This window comes from Rhodococcus sp. 06-221-2, from assembly GCF_002258365.1.
In the GTDB taxonomy this organism is placed as follows: Bacteria; Actinomycetota; Actinomycetes; order Mycobacteriales; family Mycobacteriaceae; genus Rhodococcoides; species Rhodococcoides fascians.
In genome coordinates this window covers 75,433-99,183 of record NZ_NOYJ01000010.1, presented here as the reverse complement: position 1 = coordinate 99,183, position 23,751 = coordinate 75,433, and the positions used below count along the sequence as shown (strand labels likewise).

General features: G+C 63.3%; 24 protein-coding genes. 13 read left to right on the top strand and 11 right to left on the bottom strand.

Annotated elements, in window-relative coordinates:
- Window positions 1-23 precede the first annotated feature (23 nt).
- The 7 genes from hpaH to CH281_RS05500 all read left to right on the top strand — a co-directional run bounded on the left by hpaH (window position 24) and on the right by CH281_RS05500 (window position 7,090).
- Window positions 24-809 carry a 2-oxo-hept-4-ene-1,7-dioate hydratase gene (gene hpaH / locus CH281_RS05530; protein ID WP_094693319.1) on the top strand — a complete coding sequence of 262 codons (786 nt, stop codon included), beginning with the start codon at window positions 24-26 and terminating at the stop codon, window positions 807-809.
- Window positions 794-1,597: an HpcH/HpaI aldolase family protein gene (locus CH281_RS05525; protein ID WP_094693317.1), complete on the top strand. Its 804-nt coding sequence runs from the start codon at window positions 794-796 to the stop codon at window positions 1,595-1,597. The genes hpaH and CH281_RS05525 overlap by 16 nt, the downstream gene beginning before the upstream one ends.
- A 35-nt stretch (window positions 1,598-1,632) precedes the next feature.
- Window positions 1,633-3,039: an aldehyde dehydrogenase family protein gene (locus tag CH281_RS05520; RefSeq protein ID WP_094693315.1), complete on the top strand. Its 1,407-nt coding sequence runs from the start codon at window positions 1,633-1,635 to the stop codon at window positions 3,037-3,039.
- A 59-nt stretch (window positions 3,040-3,098) separates the two neighbouring features.
- Window positions 3,099-3,635: a MarR family winged helix-turn-helix transcriptional regulator gene (locus CH281_RS05515; RefSeq protein WP_032393384.1), complete on the top strand. Its 537-nt coding sequence runs from the start codon at window positions 3,099-3,101 to the stop codon at window positions 3,633-3,635.
- A 305-nt stretch (window positions 3,636-3,940) separates the two neighbouring features.
- A complete protein-coding gene (locus CH281_RS05510) occupies window positions 3,941-4,780 on the top strand; it encodes a MoaF C-terminal domain-containing protein (RefSeq protein ID WP_094693313.1) in 840 nt (279 codons plus the stop codon).
- A 75-nt stretch (window positions 4,781-4,855) separates the two neighbouring features.
- Window positions 4,856-6,307, top strand: coding sequence for an APC family permease (locus CH281_RS05505; RefSeq protein WP_032393245.1), 1,452 nt, complete (start codon window positions 4,856-4,858; stop codon window positions 6,305-6,307).
- 201 nt (window positions 6,308-6,508) lie between these two features.
- On the top strand, window positions 6,509-7,090 hold the full coding sequence (locus tag CH281_RS05500) for a TetR/AcrR family transcriptional regulator (RefSeq protein ID WP_032393383.1): 582 nt from the start codon (window positions 6,509-6,511) through the stop codon (window positions 7,088-7,090).
- A 19-nt stretch (window positions 7,091-7,109) separates the two neighbouring features.
- Here the strand turns inward: CH281_RS05500 and CH281_RS05495 are convergent, their stop codons facing one another.
- The gene (locus CH281_RS05495; RefSeq protein ID WP_052053757.1) at window positions 7,110-7,676 is read right to left on the bottom strand and encodes a TetR/AcrR family transcriptional regulator; all 567 of its coding nucleotides are present in this window, start codon (window positions 7,674-7,676) and stop codon (window positions 7,110-7,112) included.
- Window positions 7,677-7,755: 79 nt separating this feature from the next.
- Here CH281_RS05495 and CH281_RS05490 point away from each other — a divergent pair, with 79 nt between their 5' ends.
- The 5 genes from CH281_RS05490 (at window position 7,756) to CH281_RS05470 (ending at window position 12,781) form a co-directional block, all read left to right on the top strand.
- Entirely contained in the window at window positions 7,756-8,550 is a 795-nt protein-coding gene (locus CH281_RS05490; RefSeq protein WP_032393382.1) for an SDR family NAD(P)-dependent oxidoreductase, read from the top strand.
- A gap of 45 nt (window positions 8,551-8,595) precedes the next feature.
- On the top strand, window positions 8,596-9,546 hold the full coding sequence (locus CH281_RS05485; RefSeq protein ID WP_094693311.1) for an alpha/beta hydrolase: 951 nt from the start codon (window positions 8,596-8,598) through the stop codon (window positions 9,544-9,546).
- A gap of 42 nt (window positions 9,547-9,588) precedes the next feature.
- Window positions 9,589-10,122 carry a DUF6924 domain-containing protein gene (locus CH281_RS05480; protein ID WP_094693309.1) on the top strand — a complete coding sequence of 178 codons (534 nt, stop codon included), beginning with the start codon at window positions 9,589-9,591 and terminating at the stop codon, window positions 10,120-10,122.
- A 49-nt stretch (window positions 10,123-10,171) separates the two neighbouring features.
- Entirely contained in the window at window positions 10,172-11,230 is a 1,059-nt protein-coding gene (locus tag CH281_RS05475) for a GGDEF domain-containing protein (RefSeq protein WP_094693307.1), read from the top strand.
- Between the two features lie 63 nt (window positions 11,231-11,293).
- A complete protein-coding gene (locus CH281_RS05470) occupies window positions 11,294-12,781 on the top strand; it encodes an FAD-dependent oxidoreductase (protein ID WP_094693305.1) in 1,488 nt (495 codons plus the stop codon).
- 29 nt (window positions 12,782-12,810) lie between these two features.
- Here the strand turns inward: CH281_RS05470 and CH281_RS05465 are convergent, their stop codons facing one another.
- Window positions 12,811-13,218 (bottom strand): DoxX family protein, encoded by a 408-nt coding sequence (locus CH281_RS05465; RefSeq protein WP_032385784.1) that lies wholly within the window; start codon window positions 13,216-13,218, stop codon window positions 12,811-12,813.
- 140 nt (window positions 13,219-13,358) lie between these two features.
- Between CH281_RS05465 and CH281_RS05460 the strand changes: the two genes are divergently transcribed.
- A complete protein-coding gene (locus tag CH281_RS05460; protein WP_094693303.1) occupies window positions 13,359-14,645 on the top strand; it encodes a competence/damage-inducible protein A in 1,287 nt (428 codons plus the stop codon).
- A 9-nt stretch (window positions 14,646-14,654) separates the two neighbouring features.
- Here CH281_RS05460 and CH281_RS05455 read toward each other — a convergent pair whose 3' ends face one another.
- The 9 genes from CH281_RS05455 to CH281_RS05415 all read right to left on the bottom strand — a co-directional run bounded on the left by CH281_RS05455 (window position 14,655) and on the right by CH281_RS05415 (window position 23,730).
- Window positions 14,655-15,410, bottom strand: a complete 756-nt coding sequence (locus CH281_RS05455) for an alpha/beta fold hydrolase (protein WP_094693399.1) — start codon at window positions 15,408-15,410, stop codon at window positions 14,655-14,657.
- A 115-nt stretch (window positions 15,411-15,525) separates the two neighbouring features.
- Window positions 15,526-16,314: an N-acyl homoserine lactonase family protein gene (locus CH281_RS05450; RefSeq protein WP_082519267.1), complete on the bottom strand. Its 789-nt coding sequence runs from the start codon at window positions 16,312-16,314 to the stop codon at window positions 15,526-15,528.
- Between the two features lie 184 nt (window positions 16,315-16,498).
- Complete coding sequence (locus CH281_RS05445; RefSeq protein WP_143544763.1) at window positions 16,499-17,017, bottom strand: hypothetical protein; 519 nt, start codon at window positions 17,015-17,017, stop codon at window positions 16,499-16,501.
- 105 nt (window positions 17,018-17,122) lie between these two features.
- On the bottom strand, window positions 17,123-17,809 hold the full coding sequence (locus CH281_RS05440; RefSeq protein WP_094693299.1) for a TetR/AcrR family transcriptional regulator: 687 nt from the start codon (window positions 17,807-17,809) through the stop codon (window positions 17,123-17,125).
- The gene (locus tag CH281_RS05435; protein WP_179274123.1) at window positions 17,767-18,855 is read right to left on the bottom strand and encodes a histone deacetylase family protein; all 1,089 of its coding nucleotides are present in this window, start codon (window positions 18,853-18,855) and stop codon (window positions 17,767-17,769) included. The genes CH281_RS05440 and CH281_RS05435 overlap by 43 nt, the downstream gene beginning before the upstream one ends.
- Window positions 18,856-18,878: 23 nt before the next feature.
- The gene (locus tag CH281_RS05430; RefSeq protein WP_094693295.1) at window positions 18,879-20,285 is read right to left on the bottom strand and encodes a purine-cytosine permease family protein; all 1,407 of its coding nucleotides are present in this window, start codon (window positions 20,283-20,285) and stop codon (window positions 18,879-18,881) included.
- A gap of 87 nt (window positions 20,286-20,372) precedes the next feature.
- Window positions 20,373-21,173 (bottom strand): SDR family NAD(P)-dependent oxidoreductase, encoded by an 801-nt coding sequence (locus tag CH281_RS05425; protein WP_094693293.1) that lies wholly within the window; start codon window positions 21,171-21,173, stop codon window positions 20,373-20,375.
- Window positions 21,174-21,299: 126 nt separating this feature from the next.
- On the bottom strand, window positions 21,300-22,901 hold the full coding sequence (locus tag CH281_RS05420) for a gamma-glutamyltransferase family protein (protein WP_094693291.1): 1,602 nt from the start codon (window positions 22,899-22,901) through the stop codon (window positions 21,300-21,302).
- Between the two features lie 49 nt (window positions 22,902-22,950).
- Complete coding sequence (locus CH281_RS05415; RefSeq protein WP_094693397.1) at window positions 22,951-23,730, bottom strand: amino acid ABC transporter ATP-binding protein; 780 nt, start codon at window positions 23,728-23,730, stop codon at window positions 22,951-22,953.
- Window positions 23,731-23,751 lie beyond the last annotated feature (21 nt).

The following is a 23,751-nucleotide window of genomic DNA, read 5'->3' as shown; positions in this document are numbered from 1 at the left end:
TCCCCTACGGCACAGGAGAATTCATGCTCCCCCCGAACACCATCACGGCCATCGCCGACCAACTCGAAGAAGCCGAACGGACGCGGACGATGATTCCGCGGCTCACTGCTCGCTATCCCGACATGACCTTCGAGGATTCGTACGCAGTGCAGAACGAGTGGCGTCGACGCAAGGTCGAGTCCGGTCGACGCCTGGTCGGCCGCAAGATCGGTTTGACGAGCAAGGTGATGCAGGTCGCGACCGGCATCACCGAGCCCGATTACGGCGCGATATTCGACGACCAGGTTTTCGACAACGGCTCGGTGATCGAGCACGAGCGCTTCTCCAATGTGCGGATAGAGGTCGAGCTCGCCTTCGTTCTCGGTAGGCCGTTGGCCGGTCCGACCGCGACGATCTTCGACGTTCTGAAGGCAACCGAGTACGTCGTGCCGGCTCTCGAGATTCTCAGTTCGCGGATCGAGATGGAGGGCCGCACCATTGTCGACACCATCAGCGACAATGCCGCACTCGGCGCGATGGTCTACGGCGGCAACCCCACCGACCCCTCGACTGTGGACATGCGGTGGATATCGGCGTTGCTCTATCGGAACGAGACGATCGAAGAGTCCGGCGTCGCCGCCGCGGTGCTCAATCATCCGGCGACGGGCGTGGCGTGGTTGGCCAACAAGCTCTCTCAGCACGGCGACCGGCTGGAGGCCGGTGAAATCGTGTTGGCCGGCTCCTTCACCCGCCCGATGTGGGTGCACCAGGGCGACAGCGTGCTCGCCGACTACGGACCGATGGGAACGATCTCATGCCGCTTCGACTGAACAAGACCTTCCGGGAGGCGTTGGCGGAGGCGGACCGGCCGCTGTACGGCGGCTGGATCACCACCGGGTCGCCGGTGGCCGCCGAGATCATGGCCGGCTCGGGCCTGGACTGGGTGCTCATCGACATGGAACACGCACCCAACGGCCTCGAATCCGTTCTCGCCCAGCTGTATGCGGTCTCCGCTTACCCTGTGACGCCGGTGGTGCGGGTACCCGTCGGCGACGCGGTGATCATCAAGCAAGTCTTGGATCTGGGCGCTCAGAACATCCTGGTCCCGATGATCTCGACGGCCGATCAAGCGCGCGAGGTGGCCCTCGCGGCACAGTACCCACCGGTGGGGCGGCGCGGCGTCGGTAGCGCGCTGGCACGATCGGCCCGCTGGAACCGGGTCGAGGACTATCTGGCGGACGGAGCCGATCACGTGTCCGTCTTCGTCCAGATCGAGACGGCCGAAGGGGTATCCAACGCAGCGGCTATCGCGGGAACGCCGGGGATCGACGGCGTCTTCCTCGGACCCAGCGATCTGTCCGCCTCGATGGGACTACTCGGACAGCAGAACCACCCCGACGTCGTGGCCGCAGTGAACGATGCGTTCACGGCGATCGCATCCACCGGAAAGCCGTTCGGAGTCAATGCTTTCGATCCCGACCGTGCCGACTCCTACGCCGAGGACGGCGCGCAGTTCCTGCTCGTCGGTGCCGACGCCGCAATCTTGGCGCGGGGTTCCGAGGCCCTCGCTCAGCGCTACATCGATCCATCGGCGCACAGCGCGCGCGCCAGCTACTGATCCTCCAACCCAGTTCGCCGTCGAAAGGACAGACAGTGACCATCACATTCGATTCGCTTCTCAGCGAGATCACCGATCCGAACGGACGCGAGATCCTCGACCCGGCAACCGGGGACGTCGTCGGTAAAGCCCCTGTGGAGGGTGTCGAGGTGCTCGACGCCGCGATCGCCCGCGCCAAAGCAGCACAGCCTGCGTGGGCGGCGCTTACCGACGAGGACCGCACGGCGCGCCTGCTCCAGGCAGCCGATGCCATCGATGCAGCCACCGAGCCTCTCGCAGAATTACTTTCACGTGAACAGGGCAAGCCACTGAACGGACCCAATGCGCGGTTCGAGGTCGGTGCCTGTGCCAACTGGCTGCGTGCCACCGCGGCAACCGAACTCCCCGGCCGCACCCTCCTCGACGGTGACGACGGCAACGCCGAGATGTACTACCGTCCGCTCGGAGTCGTCGGGGCAATCGGACCGTGGAACTGGCCCATGATGATCACCGTCTGGCAGATCGCTCCCGCATTGCGGATGGGTAACACCACCATCGTCAAACCGTCGGAATACACGCCGTTGAGTGTGCTGGCGCTCGCCACTGTTATCAACTCGGCGCTACCCGAGGATGTGCTGACCGTCGTCGCCGGAGAGGGAGACCTGGGCGCACGCCTGTCGTCGCACCCCGACATCGACAAGCTGATGTTCACCGGGTCCACCCGCACCGGCCAAGCGATCATCAAGAGCTCCGCCGACACGGTCAAGCGGCTCACCCTCGAGCTCGGTGGCAACGACGCCGGCATCGTGTTACCGGATGTCGATCCCAAAGCCATTGCGCAGGATCTGTTCTGGGGTGCCTTCATCAACACCGGACAAACCTGTGCCGCCCTCAAGCGCCTGTACGTGCACACCGACGTCTACGACGCGGTCTGCACCGAACTCGCGGCAGTCGCGGAGGCGATGCCGATGGGCCGCGGTCTGGATGAGGACAACGTGTTGGGCCCGTTGCAGAACAAGGCGCAGTACGACATCGTCGCGAATCTTGTCGAGCGCGCCCGCGAATCCGGTGCCACCATGCTGGTCGGCGGAAACCCGGACGCCGACGCCCCCGGGCACTTCTACCCCACGACTCTGGTGTCGAACATCGACAACGACAACGCTCTGGTGACCGAGGAGCAGTTCGGCCCGGCCCTACCCATCGTTCGATACGAAACAGTCGACGAGGCAATCGAACTCGCCAACGGCCTCGATGTCGGACTCGGAGCTTCGGTGTGGAGTTCCGACCGCGATGCTGCCCGAAAGATAGCCGCTCGGATTCAAGCCGGCACGGTATGGATCAACAGCCACGGTGGCGTACACCCGATGGTTCCGTTCGGCGGCATCAAGATGTCCGGCTACGGCCTCGAATTCGGCGTCGACGGACTCAAATCGGTCTCGGCACCACAGGTCATCAACGGCTGATCGAACCGCATCGGCGTGCTCGGCCGGGCACGCCGATGCCGGTCCGATACCGTGGGACGGTGACCGCCGACTCCATCGACCCCACTCAGCTCGACTTCATGTCGTTCGTCGAGTTCGCCGTCGAGAAGGCGTCCACGGAACTCGAACAGGTCGATCCGGTTGCCATGCGGTTGGTGCTCGAGCTGCATCGAGTCACCGGTGCCGTGGTCTACGACCTGGAATCGAGTGTTCATCGCCCCAGTGGCTGGACATGGTCGGGTTTCCGAGTGTTGTTCGTTCTGTGGCTCGTCGGGCCGAGCGAATCGAAGCGCATCGCAGAGCTGGCAGGCATCAGCCGCTCTGCCACGTCCGCTCTGGTCAAGACCTTGATCAAGGACGGTCTGGTGGAATCGGAACGGTCCATCACCGACGGCCGAGCCCTGACCGTCTCGCTGACAGAATCCGGGCATTCCGCCATCACGGACACTTTTGCGGCTCACAATCGTCGTGAACAACTCTGGGCCGATGCTCTGACAGGCGAAGAACGCCAGATTCTCACCGGCCTTCTGCAAAAGCTGGCCACCGCGATCGACCAGGACGGCATCAAGCGGCGCTGACCGCTCGCCTACGGAGCAAGTGTTCCGCATCTACCCTCGCCGCACGCTCAGCATCACGAAAACCGTTCCGACGCAGGGCGTAACAGACACCTCGCGGATTCGATTCGGCGCGCAGTTCCGACAGATATGTCCGATTGCTGTTTCCAGCGTGTTTCACGCGTAAACAAATCGATCAAACCCTTGATTATTTGCCCACGATCCGTCATAGTTGTGCCACGGGTCACAATCGACCATCTGTTCAGTTTGCGCGGTGATCACCCGCCGGTCACCGAACACGACGCGCCGTCACCTTCGAGAGGTATGAAATGAAGACTGCAACAACACCGTTCAGCTGGAGCAAAGAAGACTGGGCTCCGCTCACCGAAATGGCCGACGGCTTCGACGAGTACCTGCCCGACCTCAGCCGGGCACTCGATGGCGAGGAGATCGTGCTGGACGCCCGGTACCTCGACGGCGGTAGCGACTTCACTCTGTCCCAGAAATTCTCCAGTTCGGCAGTCGAGTGGGCCGTGTTCGAGAACGGCACCGAGACCGCGCGCGGAACCGACAGCTACGAGCTGTTCGAGATGCAGCCCGGACTGTTCTACATCCACTACCTGCGGGCCGGGGAGGATCACCCCGTAGCCTTCAGCGCCGCGATCGACACCGCCAGCGGACAGGTCACCGGAGCGATCGGCGAACTCGGACTCGACCCCCGACCTGAAGCCGCGCGCCAGCAGTGGTTCCAGGGCCAGATCGCTGGATCCGGTGCCACGCCCGAGGACGCGCACACTGTCACCGACGAGCTGATCGGACGCCGCGTCCGGTACGCATACAGCGGTGAGGACGTCTACGACCACGTCTACCTGAACGAGAACATCTTCACGTGGCTGTGTGTCGGCGGTACCGAGCTCGGAGTCGGTGACACCGAACGCTGCACCTACTTCAAGCTGCGCGACAACACGTACCTCTTCTCTTGGCTGGAAAAGAACCTGGGCGTCGAAGGCATGGTTCTCATCGACCTGGCGGCCCACCGCACGGTCGGCATCCAGTTCGCCCTCGATCAGTACAGCGGAGAACTGGTGAATCTCACGATGGGCTCCTACGCCCAGGAATTCGAGCGCACGCCGTCGATCGACGCTGCGCGTCCGGGCCCCTCGGCCTGATCGCTCGTTTTCTTACGCATTCGGCCGAACACCACCTATTCGATCCTGCTCCACCTGCCACCCCGGAGATGCCCGATGTCCACCACACCACCCTTTTCGTCGAACGCAGCACCCCAGTCAGGTTCCTCCGAACGATCCGGATTGCGTCCGGGCACGTTGGGCGTCGGGGCCATCATCTTCTTCGTCGTTGCCGCCGTGGCACCCATGGCCGCAGTCATCGGTGCCTCACCGGTCGTGTTCTCCGCCAACGGCGCAACGGCACCGCTGGTCTATCTACTCGCTGCTGCACTGTTCGTGATCTTCTCCTCCGGGTATGTCGCCATGAGTCGGCACGTACGCAACGCCGGCGGGTTCGTGGCCTACATCGCTCAGGGTCTGGGTGCCCGAATCGCCACCGCCGGGGCAGGATTGGCCATCTTGTTCTACGGGAGTCTGCAGGCGGCTCTGTGGTCGCAGTTCTCCGTATTCGCCAACGCATTGATTGCGGACAAACTCGGCATCGACATTCCGCCGTTGGTCATCGTCCTGGTCGTCCTTGCAGCAGTGACCACATTGACAGCCGTCGGGGTGGACCTCAGCCTCAAAGTTCTCGGCGTTCTGGTGGCCCTCGAGATCGCGGCGCTCCTCGTGCTCGACGTTGCCATCATCCTCGGTGGCGGCGGGCCGGCCGGTAATTCTCTGGCCGCGTTCGATCCATCCGACCTGGTCGGCCCGGGTCTCGGCGTGGCGTTCCTGTTCGCCTTCGCGTGCTTCACCGGATTCGAGGCAACGGTGGTGTTCTCGGAGGAGGCCAAGAACCCACGTCGCACCATTCCCCGCGCCGTCTACGGATCCATCGCCTTCATCGGTCTGTTCTACGCCCTGACCGTGTGGGCGATCGGCAATTCGGTCGGATCGGATTCGGTTCAGGCTGCAGCCACCGATGACCCTGCCGGACTCGTGTTCGCAGTGGCGGAGACCGAGGTCGGGTCCTGGCTCGCGACCTCCCTCGAGGTTCTCGTCGTCACGAGTTTCGTCGCCATGCTCATCGGGTTTCAGAACATGTTCGCTCGCTATCTCTATGCACTGAGCAGAGCAGGCGTTCTGCCCGCTCGACTGGGTACCGTCACCTCCAGGTCGGGTACACCTGCCACCGCCGCTCTCTGCGTAGGTGTACTCATCGCTGTCGTCGTCGCCGGTTTCGGACTCGCCGGCGCAGATCCCATCACCGTCACCTTCAGCTGGCTTCTCTCGCTGGGCACCGTGGCGCTGATCGTGATCCTGATCCTCACATCCGTGTCCATCATCGCGTTCTTCGCACGGAACACGTTGGAGACCAACCCGTGGACGACGAAGATCGCGCCTGGGCTCTCGATCGCCGGATTCGGATCCGTGGCCTACATTGCGGTCACCAACTACGACGTCCTGCTCGGTGGCCAGGGCGGAGTTGCTCAGTGGCTGCTCCTTTTGATTCCCGCGGCGTCGGTCGCCGGGTTCGCTTGGGCCACAATGCGTCCCGCCATCAACTACGAGGCCGAATTGGTCTGAATTCCATCGATCCGGACGCCACCGCTTCGCCTCGCGGATCGGTCGGCGTTCGCCGCATTCGAGGGTATGACACCGCACAGCGTGCCCGAGGCCGCACCAGCGATGCTCTCCGAATCACCGTTGCTTCGACCACATCTCGGATCGCAAGCTGGGTACGGTGAGGAGCGCGAGTTCGAGCCGACAGAAAGGGGCACACCGCACATGGCCGTCGAGCAGAGAGTTCACGAGTCCCGGTACGGTACCGGCCGCGACGCCCTGCTGGACGCGACCGTTCGAGCGGTCGCCGAAGACGGGCTTCGTCGCCTCACCTACAGGCGGGTTGCCTCGGAGGCCGGTGTCGGTCACACACTGGTGGCACACCACTTCGGATCGATCGACACTCTCGTCGAGGAGGCGCTGCACCGTTCTTACGTTCGCAGTGTCGCCACCATCACCACCCGGCCCGGTAGCGGCGATCTGAACGCGCTGTTCGCAGGGCTGTCCACATTTGCGGACGACGATGCGATCGATCAGGCGTTTCAATTCGAGTTGATGCTCGAGTCACGCCGTCGTCCGAAGCTGAGGCCCCACATCCGGCGCGTACGTGACGCGTACGTCGATGCCATCGGCGCGGAACTGACGCTGGCAGGAATCGACCCCGATCCAGCTCTGAGCCACCTCGTCTACTCGGCTGCAGAGGGCCTGATACTCGAGCAGATCACCGGTGACGACCGACAGGCGACGGACAGCGCGTTGATCCACCTTCGTCGATTACTCGTACCCCGCCGGGCCCGCGAGCGGTAGCCGGACCGAATGTGCCGCCCTATTCGGCCGCGGAGGCATGCGTAGCCGGAGGTATGGTCGCGACCAATCGATCGATCACCGAACGGACGACCTCCGGAGCTGGGGCGTGCGTCAGCAATCCCTCCACGACGAACGTCCCGATGCGCAGCATCGCATCGGCTTCGGACCCGGACAGTCCAGCCTTCTCGATATCGGAAACGAACAACGATTCCGCGAAGTGGTGGAAACCGTTGTGCCAGTGCTCGATTGCTGCCGACTTGGCAACTCGGTCGTGCACCGTCGATACCAGAGGGCCCACCCTCTGAAGTTGCTCCACGAGCCAGACCAAACGGTCGGCCAGGGATCGATCCGCGACGGTCGCATAATCTGCCGCATCCTCGGCCGCGATAGCGGTCAGCACTGCGACCAGGATGTCGTCCTTGTCGTCGAAGTACCAGTACACGGTGTTCGGGGTGATCCCGACAGCTTTCGCCAGACGGCTGATCGATGCGCGCTCGAAACCGTCGGATACGAACATCTCGCGGGCAGCGGCGACGATGTCGTCGCGCTTGCTCTCCCTGTCGTGCAGTCCGCGATTCTTGGGCATGTCCCGGAGTTTATCTTGAATGCCATTCAAGACACTGCTACCGTTCTTGATGACCGTTCAAGAGATGGAGACGTGGCAGATGTCGAACACCGGACGCACAGCCCTGATCACCGGCGCATCCGCAGGCATCGGCGCGGCCTTCGCACGTCACCTCGCCGCCGAGGGACACAACCTCGTTCTGGTAGCCCGTCGCGAGGATCGGTTGACTGCACTGGCAGACGAGCTCACCACGCGCCACAGCGTGCGGTGCGACGTGGTGGCCGCCGACCTGGCCGATCGCGACGCTCCCCGCGCGATCATGGAGCGCACGCGAGCCCTGGGTGTCGACATCGACATACTCGTCAACAATGCTGGAATGTCGGGGAATTCGAAGTTCGCCGACGCTTCATTCGAGTCGCTGGCCGCGGAGATCCAGGTGATGATCACGGCGGTGACCGAACTTGCTCACCTCACTGTTCCTGGCATGAAAGAGCGAGGATACGGGCGCATCGTCAACCTCTCGTCGCTGGCGGCCCTGCTTCCCCCCGCGGCCAGTTTGCTGTACACCGGCATCAAGTCCTACGTACTCGACATGTCGCAGTCACTCGACATGGAGCTGCGTCCCCACGGCATTCACGTCACCGCGCTCTGCCCGGGCTTCACGCACAGCGAGTTCCACGACGTCATGGGGACCAGGGAGGCGGCCACGTCCAAACTCCCCTCGATCCTGTGGCAGAACCCCGAGGACGTCGTTCGCGAGGGATGGCGCGCGGTCGAGAACGGCACTCCGGTGTGCGTGCCCGGGTTGGTCAACAAAGCGACTGCTGTTGCAGCCAAACCGATTCCGACACGTATCGGGTACTACCTCGGCAGGACACTCAATCCCTTCAAGTAACGAGTTTCGATCCATACAGTCTTTGCTGAACAGAGGAACAATCGCATGATCACCGACGACCACACCGGTTTCACCCGTACCGAGACGTCATTCCACTCGAACGGAGTTCGTTGCGCTGCTACGGTTTTCCGGCCACGCAGCCCGGCCTCCAACCGTCTGCCGGTGATTGTCATGGCCCACGGGTTCGGCAGTCCCCGAGCCATGCGCCTGTACGCCTACGCGGAGCGTTTCGTCGCGGCCGGTTACGTGGTGTGCGTCTTCGACTACCGGTTCTTCGGGGACAGCGAGGGCGAACCGCGCCAGCTGTTGGACGTGAACGAACAGCTTATCGACTGGCGAAACGCCGTCGACTTCGCTCGCTCATTGGACGGAGTCGACGACAATCGGGTCGTCGGCTGGGGGACGTCGTTCGCCGGTGGCCACGTACTGACGTTGGCGGGCAACGGGGTTCGATTCTCAGCCGTCATCGCCCAGGTACCCCACATCGACGGCATTGCTGCCGTTCGCGCAACCGGATTGCGACAGGCTGTGCGGCTGGCTCCGGCCGCTATGTCCGACGGTGTGCGCGCTGTCCTCGGCCGATCGCCGCGCTACGTCGACAGCGTCGGACTACCCGGCCAACGAGCCGTGATGGTCTCGCCCGACGCGATGAAGGGGCGTGACCGTCTCGTCCTCGAGTCCGGACTGTCCGACGGCGACTACCCCGAAACCGTCGCTGCACGAATCCTTCTGAAGATCTGGCGCTACTCCCCCGGGAGAACGATGTCACGTATCGACTGCCCCACTTTGGTGCAGATTGCGTCCGAAGACACAGTGACCCCGGCGTCCGTCGCACAACGCGCCGCGGCAAAAGTCCGCGGTGCGACGGTTCGAACCTACGTAGGCGGTCATTTCGACCCGTACGTGGAGCCGCTGTTCTCCTCGGTGATCGGAGATCAGCTGACCTTCCTCGCCGATACTGTGCCCGTGCAACTCCGGGCTGTCCCCTCCGCCTGACCGCACGTTCGGCGCACCCCACAGTTCTCGGATTGGATCACCATGCCCGACGGCGCGAGCAGCTCCGAACTCTGGCTGTTGCGAACATATTTCGGTGAGGACGACGACGCAATCTGGACGTCCTTGACAGAGTCGGCGCGCAGCACACGATCTGCCGTCCCGGGTGCCGAGCTGGTCGTGTCGTCGGACCGAACACAGTGCCAGCAGCGTATTCGACGGGTCGTCGCGCGACTGGCGACGCGCGCCGAGGCGAACGACGGACTGTATGTCGCGCTTGCCGACAAGCAGACATTCGCGCGCCCGGATCGAACGCTGCTCACCATCGACTGTTCGGCGGTTCCGCGCAACGCCGAACGCATACCCTCGACTCGAATGACTCCGGACGGTGCCTTCAGGTTGGGCATCGACGGGCATGCACCGAAGATCGAACCGGCCCGGTTGTCGAAACCGAAACAGGCGACTACGTTTCACCACTCCGAGCCCCTCGCCGCCGACCTCGCCGACCGTGTCGGGGAGGCAGTCCGAGCCAGTCTACGCTGGCGATCGGACATGACACGAGACGGTTTCGGTGGGTAGACATCGGGACTCACCGGCAAGACGTGCGCCCACCGAGCGACCGGCCGGCATGCGGGCGAACGACGAGACACCCGACCCGCTGCTGCGGACGGGGGTTGTCGTTCAGACTCTGCTGTTCGGGCTGCTCGGCATCGGCACCACGTTCACGCAGGACGGCCCCACCGAAGGACTCGGCACCGTACTGACCTACGCCGTGTGCATCAGCACGATTCCCGTCGCCCGGATCATGAGCAAAGCCGAATTCGGGATGGACTGGTGGTCTCGCCGCGCACCCGTCAACAACTGGTTCGTCGTGTATTGCGAACTCGGTGTCACCGTGGTGACGGCAACCTACGCTGATCCTCTTGCAGCGCTTCAGGGTGCGATGCTTCTCGCACTGGTCGGTGCGTACGCCGCGCACTTCGCTCGACCGAAAGTGATCTGGTTCCACGTCGGGTGGAGCACGGTGTACGTGCTCGTACTCGGAGCATCAGCATTGGCGACAACCCCTACCGACACCGTATCGGTCGTCCTACGAGTCGTGGTGGCCATCACGGTGATCAACGGCGCTGTCACGCTGCTGTCGGCGTTCTCACGAGCAGTACTGCACTCCTCTCGGGTTCATCTGTCCGACGCGATGACCGACCCACTGACCGGAGTGCTCAACCGGCGAGGCCTGGAAGCCAGAGCAGTCGGTGCCGGCAACGACCCCGTTCGCCCGGCCTTGTTGCTGATCGACATCGACCACTTCAAAGCCGTCAACGACCACCACGGCCACTCCGCGGGCGATGTCGCGTTGAGGCTGACGGCGATGCGATTGACCATGAGCGCCGGCCGACACGCGACGGTCTCACGACTGGGCGGCGACGAATTCGTCGTCCTCGTACCGGATCCGACACCGACGCTCGGCGAATTCGCCGAGCGCCTTCGACAGGCCGTCCATAACGTCGCAGACGACATACCGATCACCGTCAGCGTCGGTGCCGCACTGCCACAGGTGGATCCACGCTCCACCCGCACCGTGTTCGACCGAACACTCGCCGCCGCCGACGAGGCTTTGTATCGCGCGAAAAGCAACGGCCGCAATTGCGTCGCTCTTGCGCGTCCGCCCGGCGATATCGTTCACTGACGACGGCGTGCGGCGATCTGGTTTTTCCGGGTTTCGCGACGACGAAGGCGGGAACTCGGTTGTATGCCGCCCAACTCGCTCTGGCTCGACCGACCCGACCGCACGCCCTACCGCGCGATCGATTTCACCCAGAAGTACGACACCGTGGTCATCGGGGCCGGACTCACAGGTTTGGTCACCGCCCTGCTGTTCGCACGAGCCGGAGAACGCGTCGCGGTGCTCGAAGCCCGCACGATCGGTGCCGTCGCGACGGGAAACACGACAGCCAAGATCAGTGTTCTGCAGGGCACGAAGCTGTCGTCGATAGCGTCGAAACATTCGCAACAGCAGGTGCGACGTTACGTGCAGGGCAACACTGCTGGGCAGCAATGGCTGCTCGACTACTGCGCGGAGCGGGGGATAGCGGTCCAACGTGAGACGGCGTACACGTACGCCACGACCAGCTCCGGTCTCACCGCCGTTCGCGATGAATTGCGCGTCGCTCTCGGTGCCGGACTGAACGCCTCCTACGGCACCGACACCGAACTTCCCTTCGACGTCGCCGGTGCCGTGTCTGTTCCGGACCAAGCTCAATTCGATCCGATGGACGCCCTCATTGCCTTGGCCCAGGACGCCTCGAGCGCGGGTGCGGACATCACCGAGGGCACCCGAGCACTCGGTGTGAGACGAAGGCTTCGTCACGTCGACGTCAAGACGGATCAGGGTCCACTCCGCGGGTCGCGGGTCGTCTTGGCTACTGGCACACCCATTCTCGATCGTGGTGCATTCTTCGCTCGAATGGAACCGATGCGGTCGTATGCCGCCGCGTACGAGATCGACGGCGACGTTCCACGCGGAATGTACCTCTCGGCCGACTCCCCCAGCCGATCGATCCGGTATGCGCCCACCCCGGCCGGCGATCTACTCCTCATCGGTGGAAACGATCACGTCGTCGGGCGCGAGTCTTCTCCGCAGGTCCAGGTGAACGACCTCGACGAATGGACCGCAGAGAACTTCCCCGGGGCCCGACGACGATACAGATGGTCCGCGCAGGACTACGGGTCGATCGACGCGCTGCCGTACGCCGGACCACTGCTGCCCGGCGACGATCGCATCTGGGTCGCCACCGGGTACGACAAATGGGGAATGACGAACGCCGCGGCGTCCGCGCTCGTTCTTGCACAGCGGGCGTTCGGCGGTCGAACCGACTGGGCCGGCGCGTACGACAGCTGGAATCTGCGCCAACTCACCGGCATCGTCGACGCGATCCGTATCAATGCCAACGTGGGACTGAACATGACGAAAGGATGGGCGAAACCGATCACCGGGGGCACGAAACCCCCACCGGTCGAGAGCCAGGGCCACGTCGAGCCCGGCATCGCACCGAAGGCTGTCTGCACCGTCGACGGCGTCACCCACCGCGTGTCTGCGGTGTGCCCACACCTCGGCGGCATCGTGGCGTGGAACGATGCCGAGAAGTCCTGGGACTGCCCGCTGCACGGTTCGCGATTCGCTGCCGACGGCTCCGTGTTGGAGGGTCCCGTCACGTCGGGTCTGAATCCGTTGTCCTGACTCGTACAGATGAGTCGAGCAGCGTCTCATTACCGCACGATCGGCATGACCTGACGCACCTTCGGATCCCGTAGGTACAGCGCACCCCATGCAAGAATCCCGACGTAGACCGCGAACAGGACCGTGCTGAAGAGCGGCTTGTCGACCCGCCAGTTGGTGAGAACGGCACCACCGAGATAGCCGGTCAGGAGAACGGCACCCAGAAATGCGGTGCGCGGCACCAAGTACAGCACCAAGCACACCAGTAGCACGACGCCGATGACGGGCGTCATCTCGTCGCGCAGCCCCAATTCCACCGTCGCGTCTTTCACCTGCTGCACATTCAGCAGTTTGCCGACGATATCGAAGATCAGAAACAGCGCCAGCAGGCCGGTGAGGACCCAGCCGACGCGTGCAGCGGTACGTGACGTGGTTGCAGGAGTGGTCGTCGTGGTCATGATGTTCTCCGATGTTCGAGATGCACGATGTCGCCGGTATCGACTGCCGTCGGTACGGAAACTCACCGCGGCCCCGGATTCGGTGTCGATCGAGCCACCGTCGCGAGTCCACTCGAACCCGGTGACAGTAAAGTCGAAGAATGTCAGTGCGAGCAGGTGTTGTGGTCACGGGAACCGAGGTTCTTTCGGGTCGGGTGTCCGACAGGAACGGCCCATGGGTCGCCCAACGTCTCTTGGAACTGGGCGTCGACGTCGCCCACATCACCGTGTGCGGGGACAGGCCCGATGATCTCACCGCACAACTTCGTTTCCTCGCCGATCAGCGTATGGACCTCATCGTCACCACTGGCGGGTTGGGGCCGACCGCCGACGATCTCACGGTCGCGACCGTTGCCGCGCTGTACGGTCGAGAACTTCGGCTCGACGTCGAACTCGAGGAGCGCATCAACACAATCGTTCAGCGTTGGCGGAGTCGCCTGAGTTCCTCGCCCGATTCGGAGCCCCTTCTCGCGGGCATCCGCAAACAAGCCATGATTCCGGAAGGCGCGCAGTCCATTTCGCCGACCGGCACTGCTCCCGGCGTCGCGATACCAGCGAGCGACTCCGGGATGCTGCCTGCGGTTCTGATTCTGCCGGGCCCACCGCGCGAACTACAGGCCATGTGGCCCGAAGCTGTCCAGACAGCGCCGGTCTCGCGAGTGTTGGCCAGGAGTGCCGCGGTTCGCCAGGACACCATCCGCGCGTACGGTCTGTCGGAGGCCGACCTCGCGGCGACCTTACGAACAGCGGAGCGCGAGGTAGCGGGATTCGGCGACCTCGAGATCACCACCTGCCTGCGTCTCGGTGAACTCGAAATGGTGACGCGCTATCCAGAATCAGCGGCGGCCGCATACGCCGACGTCGCAGCACTCATCGATAAACACTATGGAGCACAGGTCTTTTCGACCGACGGATCCACTATCGACGACATCGTGGCGAGTCGCTTGACGGGCCGTCGCATCGCAACGGCAGAATCGTGCACGGGCGGCATGATTGCCGCGCGTCTCACCGACCGTGCCGGGTCGTCGGCATATGTCATCGGCGCGGTGGTGTCGTACGCAAACGAAGCCAAGACCGAACTTCTCGGTGTTCCAGCCGAGGTCATCGACCAGCACGGAGCCGTGAGCGAACCGGTGGCTGCACTGATGGCGGAGGGCGCGCTGAACCGGGTGAGCGTCGACATCGCTGTCTCGACCAGTGGCATCGCAGGCCCCGGCGGTGGCACCGAACTCAAGCCCGTCGGCACCGTATGCTTCGCGATTGCCGTCCGCGATCAGCCGACCGTCACCCGGACACTTCGACTGCCCGGTGACAGGGCAAGTGTGCGTTCGCTTTCCACCACCGCAGCGATGCACATGCTCGCCGACGCCCTGGAGCCGACGATCTGATTCTTGTGGTCAACGACCGACTATGGACTCCTCGATCGTTTTCGCCACCAGTGCCGCATCGTCGATCATCGGCACATGGCCGACGTTTGCCAGCGTGACGAAACGCGCCCCGGGTAGCCGCTGACGGGCCGCAGGGACGAAATGTTCGGGCGGGAAGATGCGGTCTCCACTCGACCATGCCACAGTGACGGGGCATGGCATTTCGGTGAACGGTGCCACGCTCTCGCGGGTGTTCAACAGGTCGTGAGCCGCATCGCATCCGACGAGGTCTTCGAATGATGCGGCAGCCTGCTGGTGCGTCATCTGCTTGCCGCGCAACGCAATATCACGCATGGCGAGCTGGCGAACGAACCCGAACCGCATCAGCGGCGGCATCAGTGAGCTGGTGGCGTCGGCCAGCTTCTTGGTCCGGATCAACGTCGCCCGACTCTTACCGGGATCGGCGTCGGGCTCCCAGAAACCGGCGGGCGAGAGCGCGCACACCGAACGGGCCCGGCCTCTGCGAGCGAGCTCGATACCCATCCACCCTCCCATCGAATTGCCCGCGATGTGCACGGTGTCGAGACCACGATCATCGAGCAGCTGCTCTGTCACATCGGTCAGAGCACCGATGCTCGCGTGATCGAGACGACGTCCACCGCGGTGCCCCGCTGCAGTGGGGACGACGAGGTCGTAGTTCTTCTCCAGAAGCGGTGCGACGGTGTCCCACGCTCGAGCCGACATCGTCACTCCGTGCAGCAACAGAAGTGGAGGTTTGGTGCTCATCGATTGCTCTCGTTTCGTCGACGGTGACATGCCCCGACGCGCCACCACTCGAAACTCGGTTGCCGCGCAGCTCGAGACGCTACACGCCGCACCGTTTTGTTCGCTCGACCCGGACCTACTCGTGACCGGCGACGGTGGCTACGTTCGGCCATGTGACCGGGCAGTGCCCGGCGACCAAGCGAGCCCCCTCGGCTGCCGCCAGGTCGATCAGCCGATCGTGCGACAGACGTACCAGCGGAGCATCTTCCGGCACTGCATGGGTTCCGACCAGACGGTTCTCATCGATGCCGGCCTGCAGATCGATGGCATCCATCGTGAAGATCCACGTTCCGGACTTCGCCATCCGAACCCGATACGACATGTGCCCCGGGGTGTGTCCCGGCGTCGAGATCGCGTCGATACCCGGGGCGAGCTCTGCGTCACCATCGAGGATGCGCCACTTGATGTTCGGGTTCGAGTAGTCCTCGCGCAAGTAGGCGTCGGCCCGCCCGGCCGTGTCCATTGCGAATTCGAGTTCGCGCCGTTGCACGAATACTTCGACACCTGCGTCGGCGAGATGCCGAAGTCCTCCCGAGTGGTCCAGATGCAAATGAGAGATCGACGCGAAAGCGAGGTCGGCGGGCGTCAGTCCATGAACTGCAAGGGCATCGATCAACGGATCCCCGTCGGTGGGGAAGGTGGGAGGAGCGCACGGCGCGTAGGAATCGTCGGGATCGGGACCGCGGAACCGTCGCGCATCGGTTCCGGTGTCGAGCAGGACCCAGCCGATGGTCGTCTTGACGAGGATGGCGCACACCGGCTCGACGAGAACGCGGTCGGAGCCACCCTCGATCGAAATGTGTTCGGGGATCTCGTCGAAGGCCAAGGTCAGACAGAACATGCGTTCACAGGTAGGTGTAGTCATCGGGCACCGTGCTCACATGATCTTCGCAGGGCCATTGTTGGGTCCAGCCTCATGGCATCCATTGAATTCCTACCTGCTAAGTGGAACGTTCGACCAAGTTTTGTCCGACCCTACACGTAGTAGAGGGCTTCACGTGAGCATCACGCTATGCGTTTGTGAGACGAACGTCCAACTTGCGGAGCCGTCACATGGAAAGCGCTCGATAGACGGACTCGGGGTGTTGAAGCAACGCCCACTGCCCCTCCTCCTCGGCGAGCGCGCTCGCGGACTCCCATACCTGGTCCGTGACGGTGTGACCGAGAACTGCGACATAGCTGTCCCGGGTCAGAATCGGAGACGTCGAGGTTCCGAAACCCTCGGCGAATCCAGTCAATCCACCGTTGTTGACCCACACATGGAACGGAGCGCCGCGGGGAACGACCGCGACGACGTCGCTCAGTATGTCTGCTGCCAGTCGATCGCAGGCTTCGACCGTCGCCGGTTGATCCTCGGTCGCAAGCTGGGGCATGATTTCGACGGCGTAGCCGGACTCGGTACCGATCCACGGCACCTGCGTGAATACGGTGACGTCTACCGGTTCGAGCTCGCTGGGCTCTTTGCCGCACACCCGCCTTCCGATCGAGTACTTGGTGGCCTCGGCGATCGCGATGAATGCCGCGTCCGAGAGGGCCTTCGTCATTCGAGTGATCTCAACACGTGCCACAGTCGGCACCTTTCATGTCGGGGTCACCGGCCGAGGTGCCGGCGACAGATGTAGAGGATGACTTCGAGCGCGGTATTCGCTCGAACTCTCAGGTTCTGCTGTGCCTCAACCTTTGTCGAGCGACTGCACCAGTCGCCTCAGCACTTCTCTGATAGTTCGAGCATCCGCGGGCCGGAGCTCGTTCGGCAGGTGATCGACCTCGAGACCGGCGAGCACCGCCAGGATCAGACGAGCATCCGTCCTCGGGCTCGTGAAATCCATGTTCTTCAGAACGGTCTGCAACTGGATGTTCAGCGTTGCCTGCCAGGCTGCGGATGCACGCGCCAACGCGGGACGCCGCACACCCTCGACGGTGAATTCGTATTCGGCCAGAAGCTGAAAACGCTTGTGCGTCAGACCATCGATAACGAGATCGGCCAACCGATCGGCCAGATCGTCTGTGGATGGGTGCTCGCCGATGCGAGCGATCGCCGAGGTGACCCGCGCCGTTTCGCGCTGAATGTGACGGTCGAACGCTGCCTGAATCAGGTCGTCTTTTCCCGCGAAGTAGTAGCCCACGGCGCCGAGCGGTATCCCCGCTCGAGCAGCAACCACTCGCATCGACAGGCCTGCGATCCCCATCTCACTGACCACCTCGAGAGCTGCGTCCACGATCGCGTTCTTCTTGGCGACGCCGCGGCGACTCGGCGGCATCTTGCTCAGGGCATCGGGCAGATCCGCAGAACCGTTCCCGCCGTGTTCGGTGATCGCTACCCTCCCACTGTGGACGCGTTCGTCGCGCCGGACAACCACGCACCGACGTTGTCGCCGAGCTCGGACACAGAATAGCCGCCCTCGAGAATCGCGAGCACTGGTACGCCGACATCAGCGATCGCACGACCCATCTCGCGATAATCGGCACGATCGAGCGCGGCATCCCCACCCGGATCCCCGCGAAAGGTGTCGAAGCCGAGGGACACGACGATGAGGTCGGGAGTGAACTTCGAGATCGCCGACAGCGCGCCGTCCAAGAGGGCGAGGTACGCGGGACCCTCGATCGCTTCCGCGAAGGGAAGATTGAGCGTGCTTCCGCGTCCGTGACCGGATCCCGCTTCTCCCGCATATCCGGTGAAGTACGGATAGCTACGGTCCGGGTGACCGTGCAGCGAGGCGTACAGCACGTCTGCCCGATCGTAGAAAATCGATTGTGTCCCGTTGCCGTGATGAAAATCGACATCGAGGATGGCGACCCTGTCGGCACCGCTGTCTCGCAACGACTGCGCGGAGATCGCGGCATTGTTGAGGTAGCTCCCACCTCCGAACGCATCCGCCGACACGTGATGGCCCGGAGGCCGGCACAATGCCAAGGCCAGAGGAGCGCCGTCGGCGACTCGTCTCATGGCGGTTAGTGCAGTACTCACCGACCCGATCGCAGCGTCGTAGGTACCCGGCCCGATACCGGTGATGGTGTCGAAGCAGTACTGTCCGAAAGCACCTGCGTCCTGGGGCTTCTTCGCGGCAACGGTCGGAGCATGCAGACCTGGGTGGATGAACGTGTCTGCGAACACCAGCTCGACGCCGTCGTCCGGCACATCGGCCGCCGACCATGCTTGCCCGAGAAAGTCGACGAGTGCCGTGTCGTGTACGCCTCGAATGCTCTCAAGGACAGCACTATCGACGTCCGGTCCGATCAACTCGACATTCGGTTCACCTGCGAGAGCATGGTGGATCGCGTCCATTCGTGCGACGGTGTCGAACGCCGGAATCGGTCGCCCGCACTGCACCTCGACGGGCGGGGCATGGCCCCGGTGTTCCGGACTGGTCACGACGGGGATCGGACGGGCGGAAGTTGACGTCATCGAGTCTCCGAAGATGTAGGGATTCAGCGGCTTACGGTGGTCGGCTGGACAGATCGCTTGCGCGCGAGCACGAGGTAGACGCCTGCGGTGACGGCCAGCCCGGGTATCCAGGACACGTCGGCACCCCCGAGCGCCGTGCTGAACGCCCCAGTGAACCATGCACTGGTCATGAACGGGATCCCGGTGGCAACGCCGGCGAAGTATGCGATCAGGACCTTGAGGTTCAGCCCGTAGTAGATCCAATTGACGGGGTCGTGCCAATACGGACCTGCCTTCGCATACATGGCGGACACGTTGTACGCGCCGTGCTGGACCACGTAGTAGTCGACCAGGTTGACCGCACCCCACGGAGTGAGCAGCAGCAAGAGAACGGACAGGAACGCCTGGAGGTTCTGCGCGTAACTCTGATACGCGATGGTGGCGGCGGCCGTCCCGAGGACGAAAGTTGGCATCATCATCAGAACCCGTGTGCGGAGCGAAGCAGGTACGCGAACGAAGGTGGACAGACCGGTGACGAGGTTGAGCATCCCGCCGTAGATGTTGAGGACATTGGTAACGGCAAGGCCCGCAGCAGTTGCCGCGAGAACGACCGAACCGAGTAGGCCGCCTCCGAGCGCCGCGTCGGCACTCTGGAAGATGTCTCCGAACCCGAACTTCGCGGTCAGCAGCAAGCCGAGGGCGCACACCCCCGTCGCGGAAAGGAACACACCCGCGGCGGTCCACCCGAAGATGGCCGGTCCCGAGGTGTCTTCCGGCAGATAACGGGAGTAGTCCGACACGAAGGGTGCGTATGTCAGAGCGAATGTGACCGCGACACCGGTGCCGGTGAGGAAGGCACCCCACGACACGTCCTGTGACGTGGTCACCGGAGCCCCATCGCGGAGGAAGGCAGCCACGATCACCGTCAGAAGTATCGCGGTCAGGGGAATCTGCGCCCATCGGCACACCGCATGGATGGCGTGATAGCCGACGACCGCGATCAGCAGACTTGCCACTGCCACGATCGTCATGGCAACCGGCAGAGCTATGCCGGTTGCGGCCGTCAATGCTTGCCCGCCGATTATGGTGACCGATGCAGTCAATCCCGCGTACATCAAGAAGGCCGCGATCACCGGTATGAGAGCACCGTTGTAACCGAACTGTCCGCGACTCTGAATCAATTGTGGGATACCGAGTCTCGCCCCTTGCACGGAGTGCAGGGCCATCAGCGCCGTCCCGATCACGTTGCCGACCAGAGTCGCAACCAGCGCCACCCAGAAGTTGGGAACGATCGTCAAGATGACCAGGCCGAATACGGCATTGCCCACATTGAGGTTAGCCGAGAACCACACTGCGAACAGGTCTCGCGCAGTTCCTATGCGTTCGGTGGTGGGCACCGGGTCGATGTGATGCGTTTCGAGTGCTGAAGCTATGTCGGCCGACTGCGTCATTCGTTGTTCCGATCCTTGGTTGAGGCGAAGTTGCCCAGTGAAGGGGACCTCGGATGCACTGTGTCGGGGTATCTTTCGACGGCTGTATCAGTTCACTGCAGGTGTGGTGACGCCTCGCTCTTCGGCAATGGAGTTTCCGCCGTCGACGACGAGAACCTGGCCGGTGATGTACGACGCCGATGCCGAGGCGAGGAATGATACGAGCGCTGCCACCTCGTCCGGTCGACCGGAACGTCCGAGGGGGCTGGCAGCACCCATCGTGTTCTCGTGCTCGGTTGCCGATCCCGTCGCAATCCAGCCCGGGGCAACGATATTGGCGGTGATGCCGCGGTGAGCGTTGTCGATCGCGATCGACCGCGTCAAGCCCACCAATGCCGCCTTGGCAGCATGATACGAGGCGTCTCCCCCGTAGGCCATCACCGAACCCGAGACCGAACCGACGTTCACGATTCGACCGAACTGCTGTTCCACCATGGGTGCGAGCGCAGCGCGGGTGACGAAGAAGTTCGTGTCGAGGTTGCGTGAGATTGCGGCGTGCCATTGGTCGTCCGAGGTGAGTTCGGCCGGAGTCTGCTCTTCGCTACCCGTGGTCGCGGTCATGCCCGCGTTGTTCACCAGCACGTCGACTCGACCGAAGTGTTCGATTGCCTCGTCCACCAGGCGTTTCGCCGTGGATGAGTCGGTGAGATCGCCGATGAAACCGATCGCCTGCGCACCGGTAGCGGTCAACTCTGCGACGCGGGTGTCGATTCGCGACGACGTCGCCGCGATCACGAGCGAATGCGTCGACGCCAACGCTCGGGCGCAGGCGAAGCCGATGCCGTCGGGGCCACCTGCACCCGTCACCACGGCAACGGGCCTTGCAACATCGACCGGAGTGAACACCATCAGCTACTACCTCCAAAGTTGAACGATCGACCAAGATTAGCCCAGAAGAACAGCCGAATGTGCTTTTCGGCAATAAAATTGCTGTCCATTGAAGTTCTCTGATGTTTGCGTTCTTGGTCGACCGTTTCACATTGCGGGACTCGCGTGGCGCGAGTAGTGGACGACGGACCCGGATCCGTCCGACCGAGGATCCGAGGTCGCGGTCATCGACCCGTCATCGCCCACGACTACGACGTTCGACTGACCCATAGCTTCGGTAAAGGCCGGAACATGTCGAACGTTCAGGCCGCTTCGTTCGAGTGATGCGCATGCCGGCGCGGACAATCCTGGTTCGACCGAAACGGATTCGTCTGTGTTGCCGTCGAATTGGACTCCGACGATTGCCCGCGGTGCAGCCACGGCGATGTCGGGGCCGACGCCGCTCAGTATTCGAAGCAGCAACTGAGCGATGATCTGCGGCTGACCCTGACCACCCATCGTCGAAAGGATGTGACGGACAGAACTACCCTGTGTGGTCATTGTCGGCATCAGCGTGTGGGCCGGGCGTTTTCGAGGTCCGATGACATTGGGAGAAGATTCGTCGAGGGAAAAGCTGGTGCCTCGGTTCTGGAACAGGACACCGGTTTCCGGATCGATGATTCCCGACCCGAAACCGCCGTAGACGCTCTGAATGAGGGACACCGCGTATCCGTCGCTGTCGGCGGTGGATATGCCGACCGTGTCACCGTGCGGCACCGGTGCCGTGCGCTCGGACACCGCTCCCAGTGCGGAGGTTGCCAACAGGTCCGCGTGCACCAGCTCACCCACGTCCACGATGCTCCGGCGTGGATCGGCGAGGTACTTCGACCGTAGGCCGTTGGCGTGATGGAAGATTCGCATCACGGCACCGAGATCGTCGCCCAAAGGGTCGTTCGAACCGAGTTCGTCGAGTGCGCGCAACGCGCGGAGAAGAACGAAACCGTGGGTGTTCGGCGGACTCGTCGACACGGTCAATCCACGAAATGTCACCGAGACCGGTTCGGTCACCTCCGGGGCGAATTCGACGAAATCGTCCTCGTCGAGGCTGGAACCCCGACTGCGTAGGAATGCAACGGTGCGGCGGGCGAGAGTGCCCTCGTAGAAACTCTCCGGTCCCTCGCTTCTCAAGATGCGGAACGTTTCTGCGAGTGCGGGTTGCGCGAACGACTCTCCGGCGTGAAGGGGCTGTCCACCCGGTCGGAAGACCCGATCGAAATCCGGCATACCGAACAGGTCTGCATGTTCGGGGTCGACGATGTGGTCTGCCAGCGAGGCCGACACCGGGACACCGCGTTCGGCGGCTTCCTCCGCATCGTGCAGCAACCGTTCCCACGGTAGGCGACCGCCCAGCCTGCGCATGCGCTCCCAGCCGCCCACTCCCCCGGGCACGGTTATCGTCTCGACACCGCGGAACGGTAGGTGCCCGCTGCTGTGCCGAGATCGCAGCGCGTGTGCGTCGGTCGTCGACGGTGCCCACCCGGACGCATTGACACACCGGATGACACCGTCCGGACTACGCACCAAGGCGATGAGATCGCCTCCCAGCGCTACGTTCTGCGGGTACACGACCGTCAGGGTCGCGGCAGCGGCGATGGCCGCGTCGACGGCGCTGCCGCCATCGCGGTAGACCCGCTGAGCAGCATCGGTCGCCGATGTGTGAGGTGTGGCTACTGCTCCGGTGAAACGTCTGGTGGCAGTCGATTCCGACACGGCCTTGATACTCCTTGGTCTCGAGTTGATTGGTGACGACGAGGCCCGTTCAGTCGATGGTCGACAGAAACGACCTCGTGCGCTCGTGAACCGGATCGGAGAAGAGCTTCTCGGGCGGTGCGTCCTCGATGATCCGACCGGCGTCCATGACGACGATGCGGTCGGCGACATCACGGGCAAAGCGCATTTCGTGCGTGACGATGACCATGGTCATGTTCTCTTGCGCGAGTTCGCGCATCACCGCCAGCACTTCCCCGACCATCTCGACGTCGAGTGCACTCGTGGGTTCGTCGAACAGCATCACCTTGGGCCGCATGGCGAGTGCACGCGCAATGGCCACGCGTTGCTGCTGGCCGCCGGACAGCTGGCTGGGACGCGATTCGGCCTTGTCTGCCAGCCCCACCCGTTCCAGGAGCGCAGCCGCCTCACGAACCGCCGTCTGCTTGGGAGTTCCGAGAACACGCACCGGGGCGTTCCAGATGTTCTCGGCGGCGGTCATGTGCGGAAACAAATTGAAATGCTGAAAGACGAAACCGATTTCGCGGCGTCGACGAGCGAGCTCGGTGGTCCCGACCTTCTTCCTGGAGGTCAGGTCCCGGTGGCCGATGGACGCGCCGTCGATGAGTATTTCGCCTTCGTCGATCTGCTCGAGGTGATTCAACGACCTCAGCAGCGTCGTCTTTCCTGCGCCGGACGGCCCGATCAACACCACGACCTGACCACGCAGAACATCGAGCGAAACCTCATCGAGCACTCGGCGGCCACCGAGCGTGCAGCATGCGTTGCGGACCCGAACGATGGGCTCGGCATCCTCGGTCTTGACTGTCATGTCGCTCTCCTCGACTGCTGT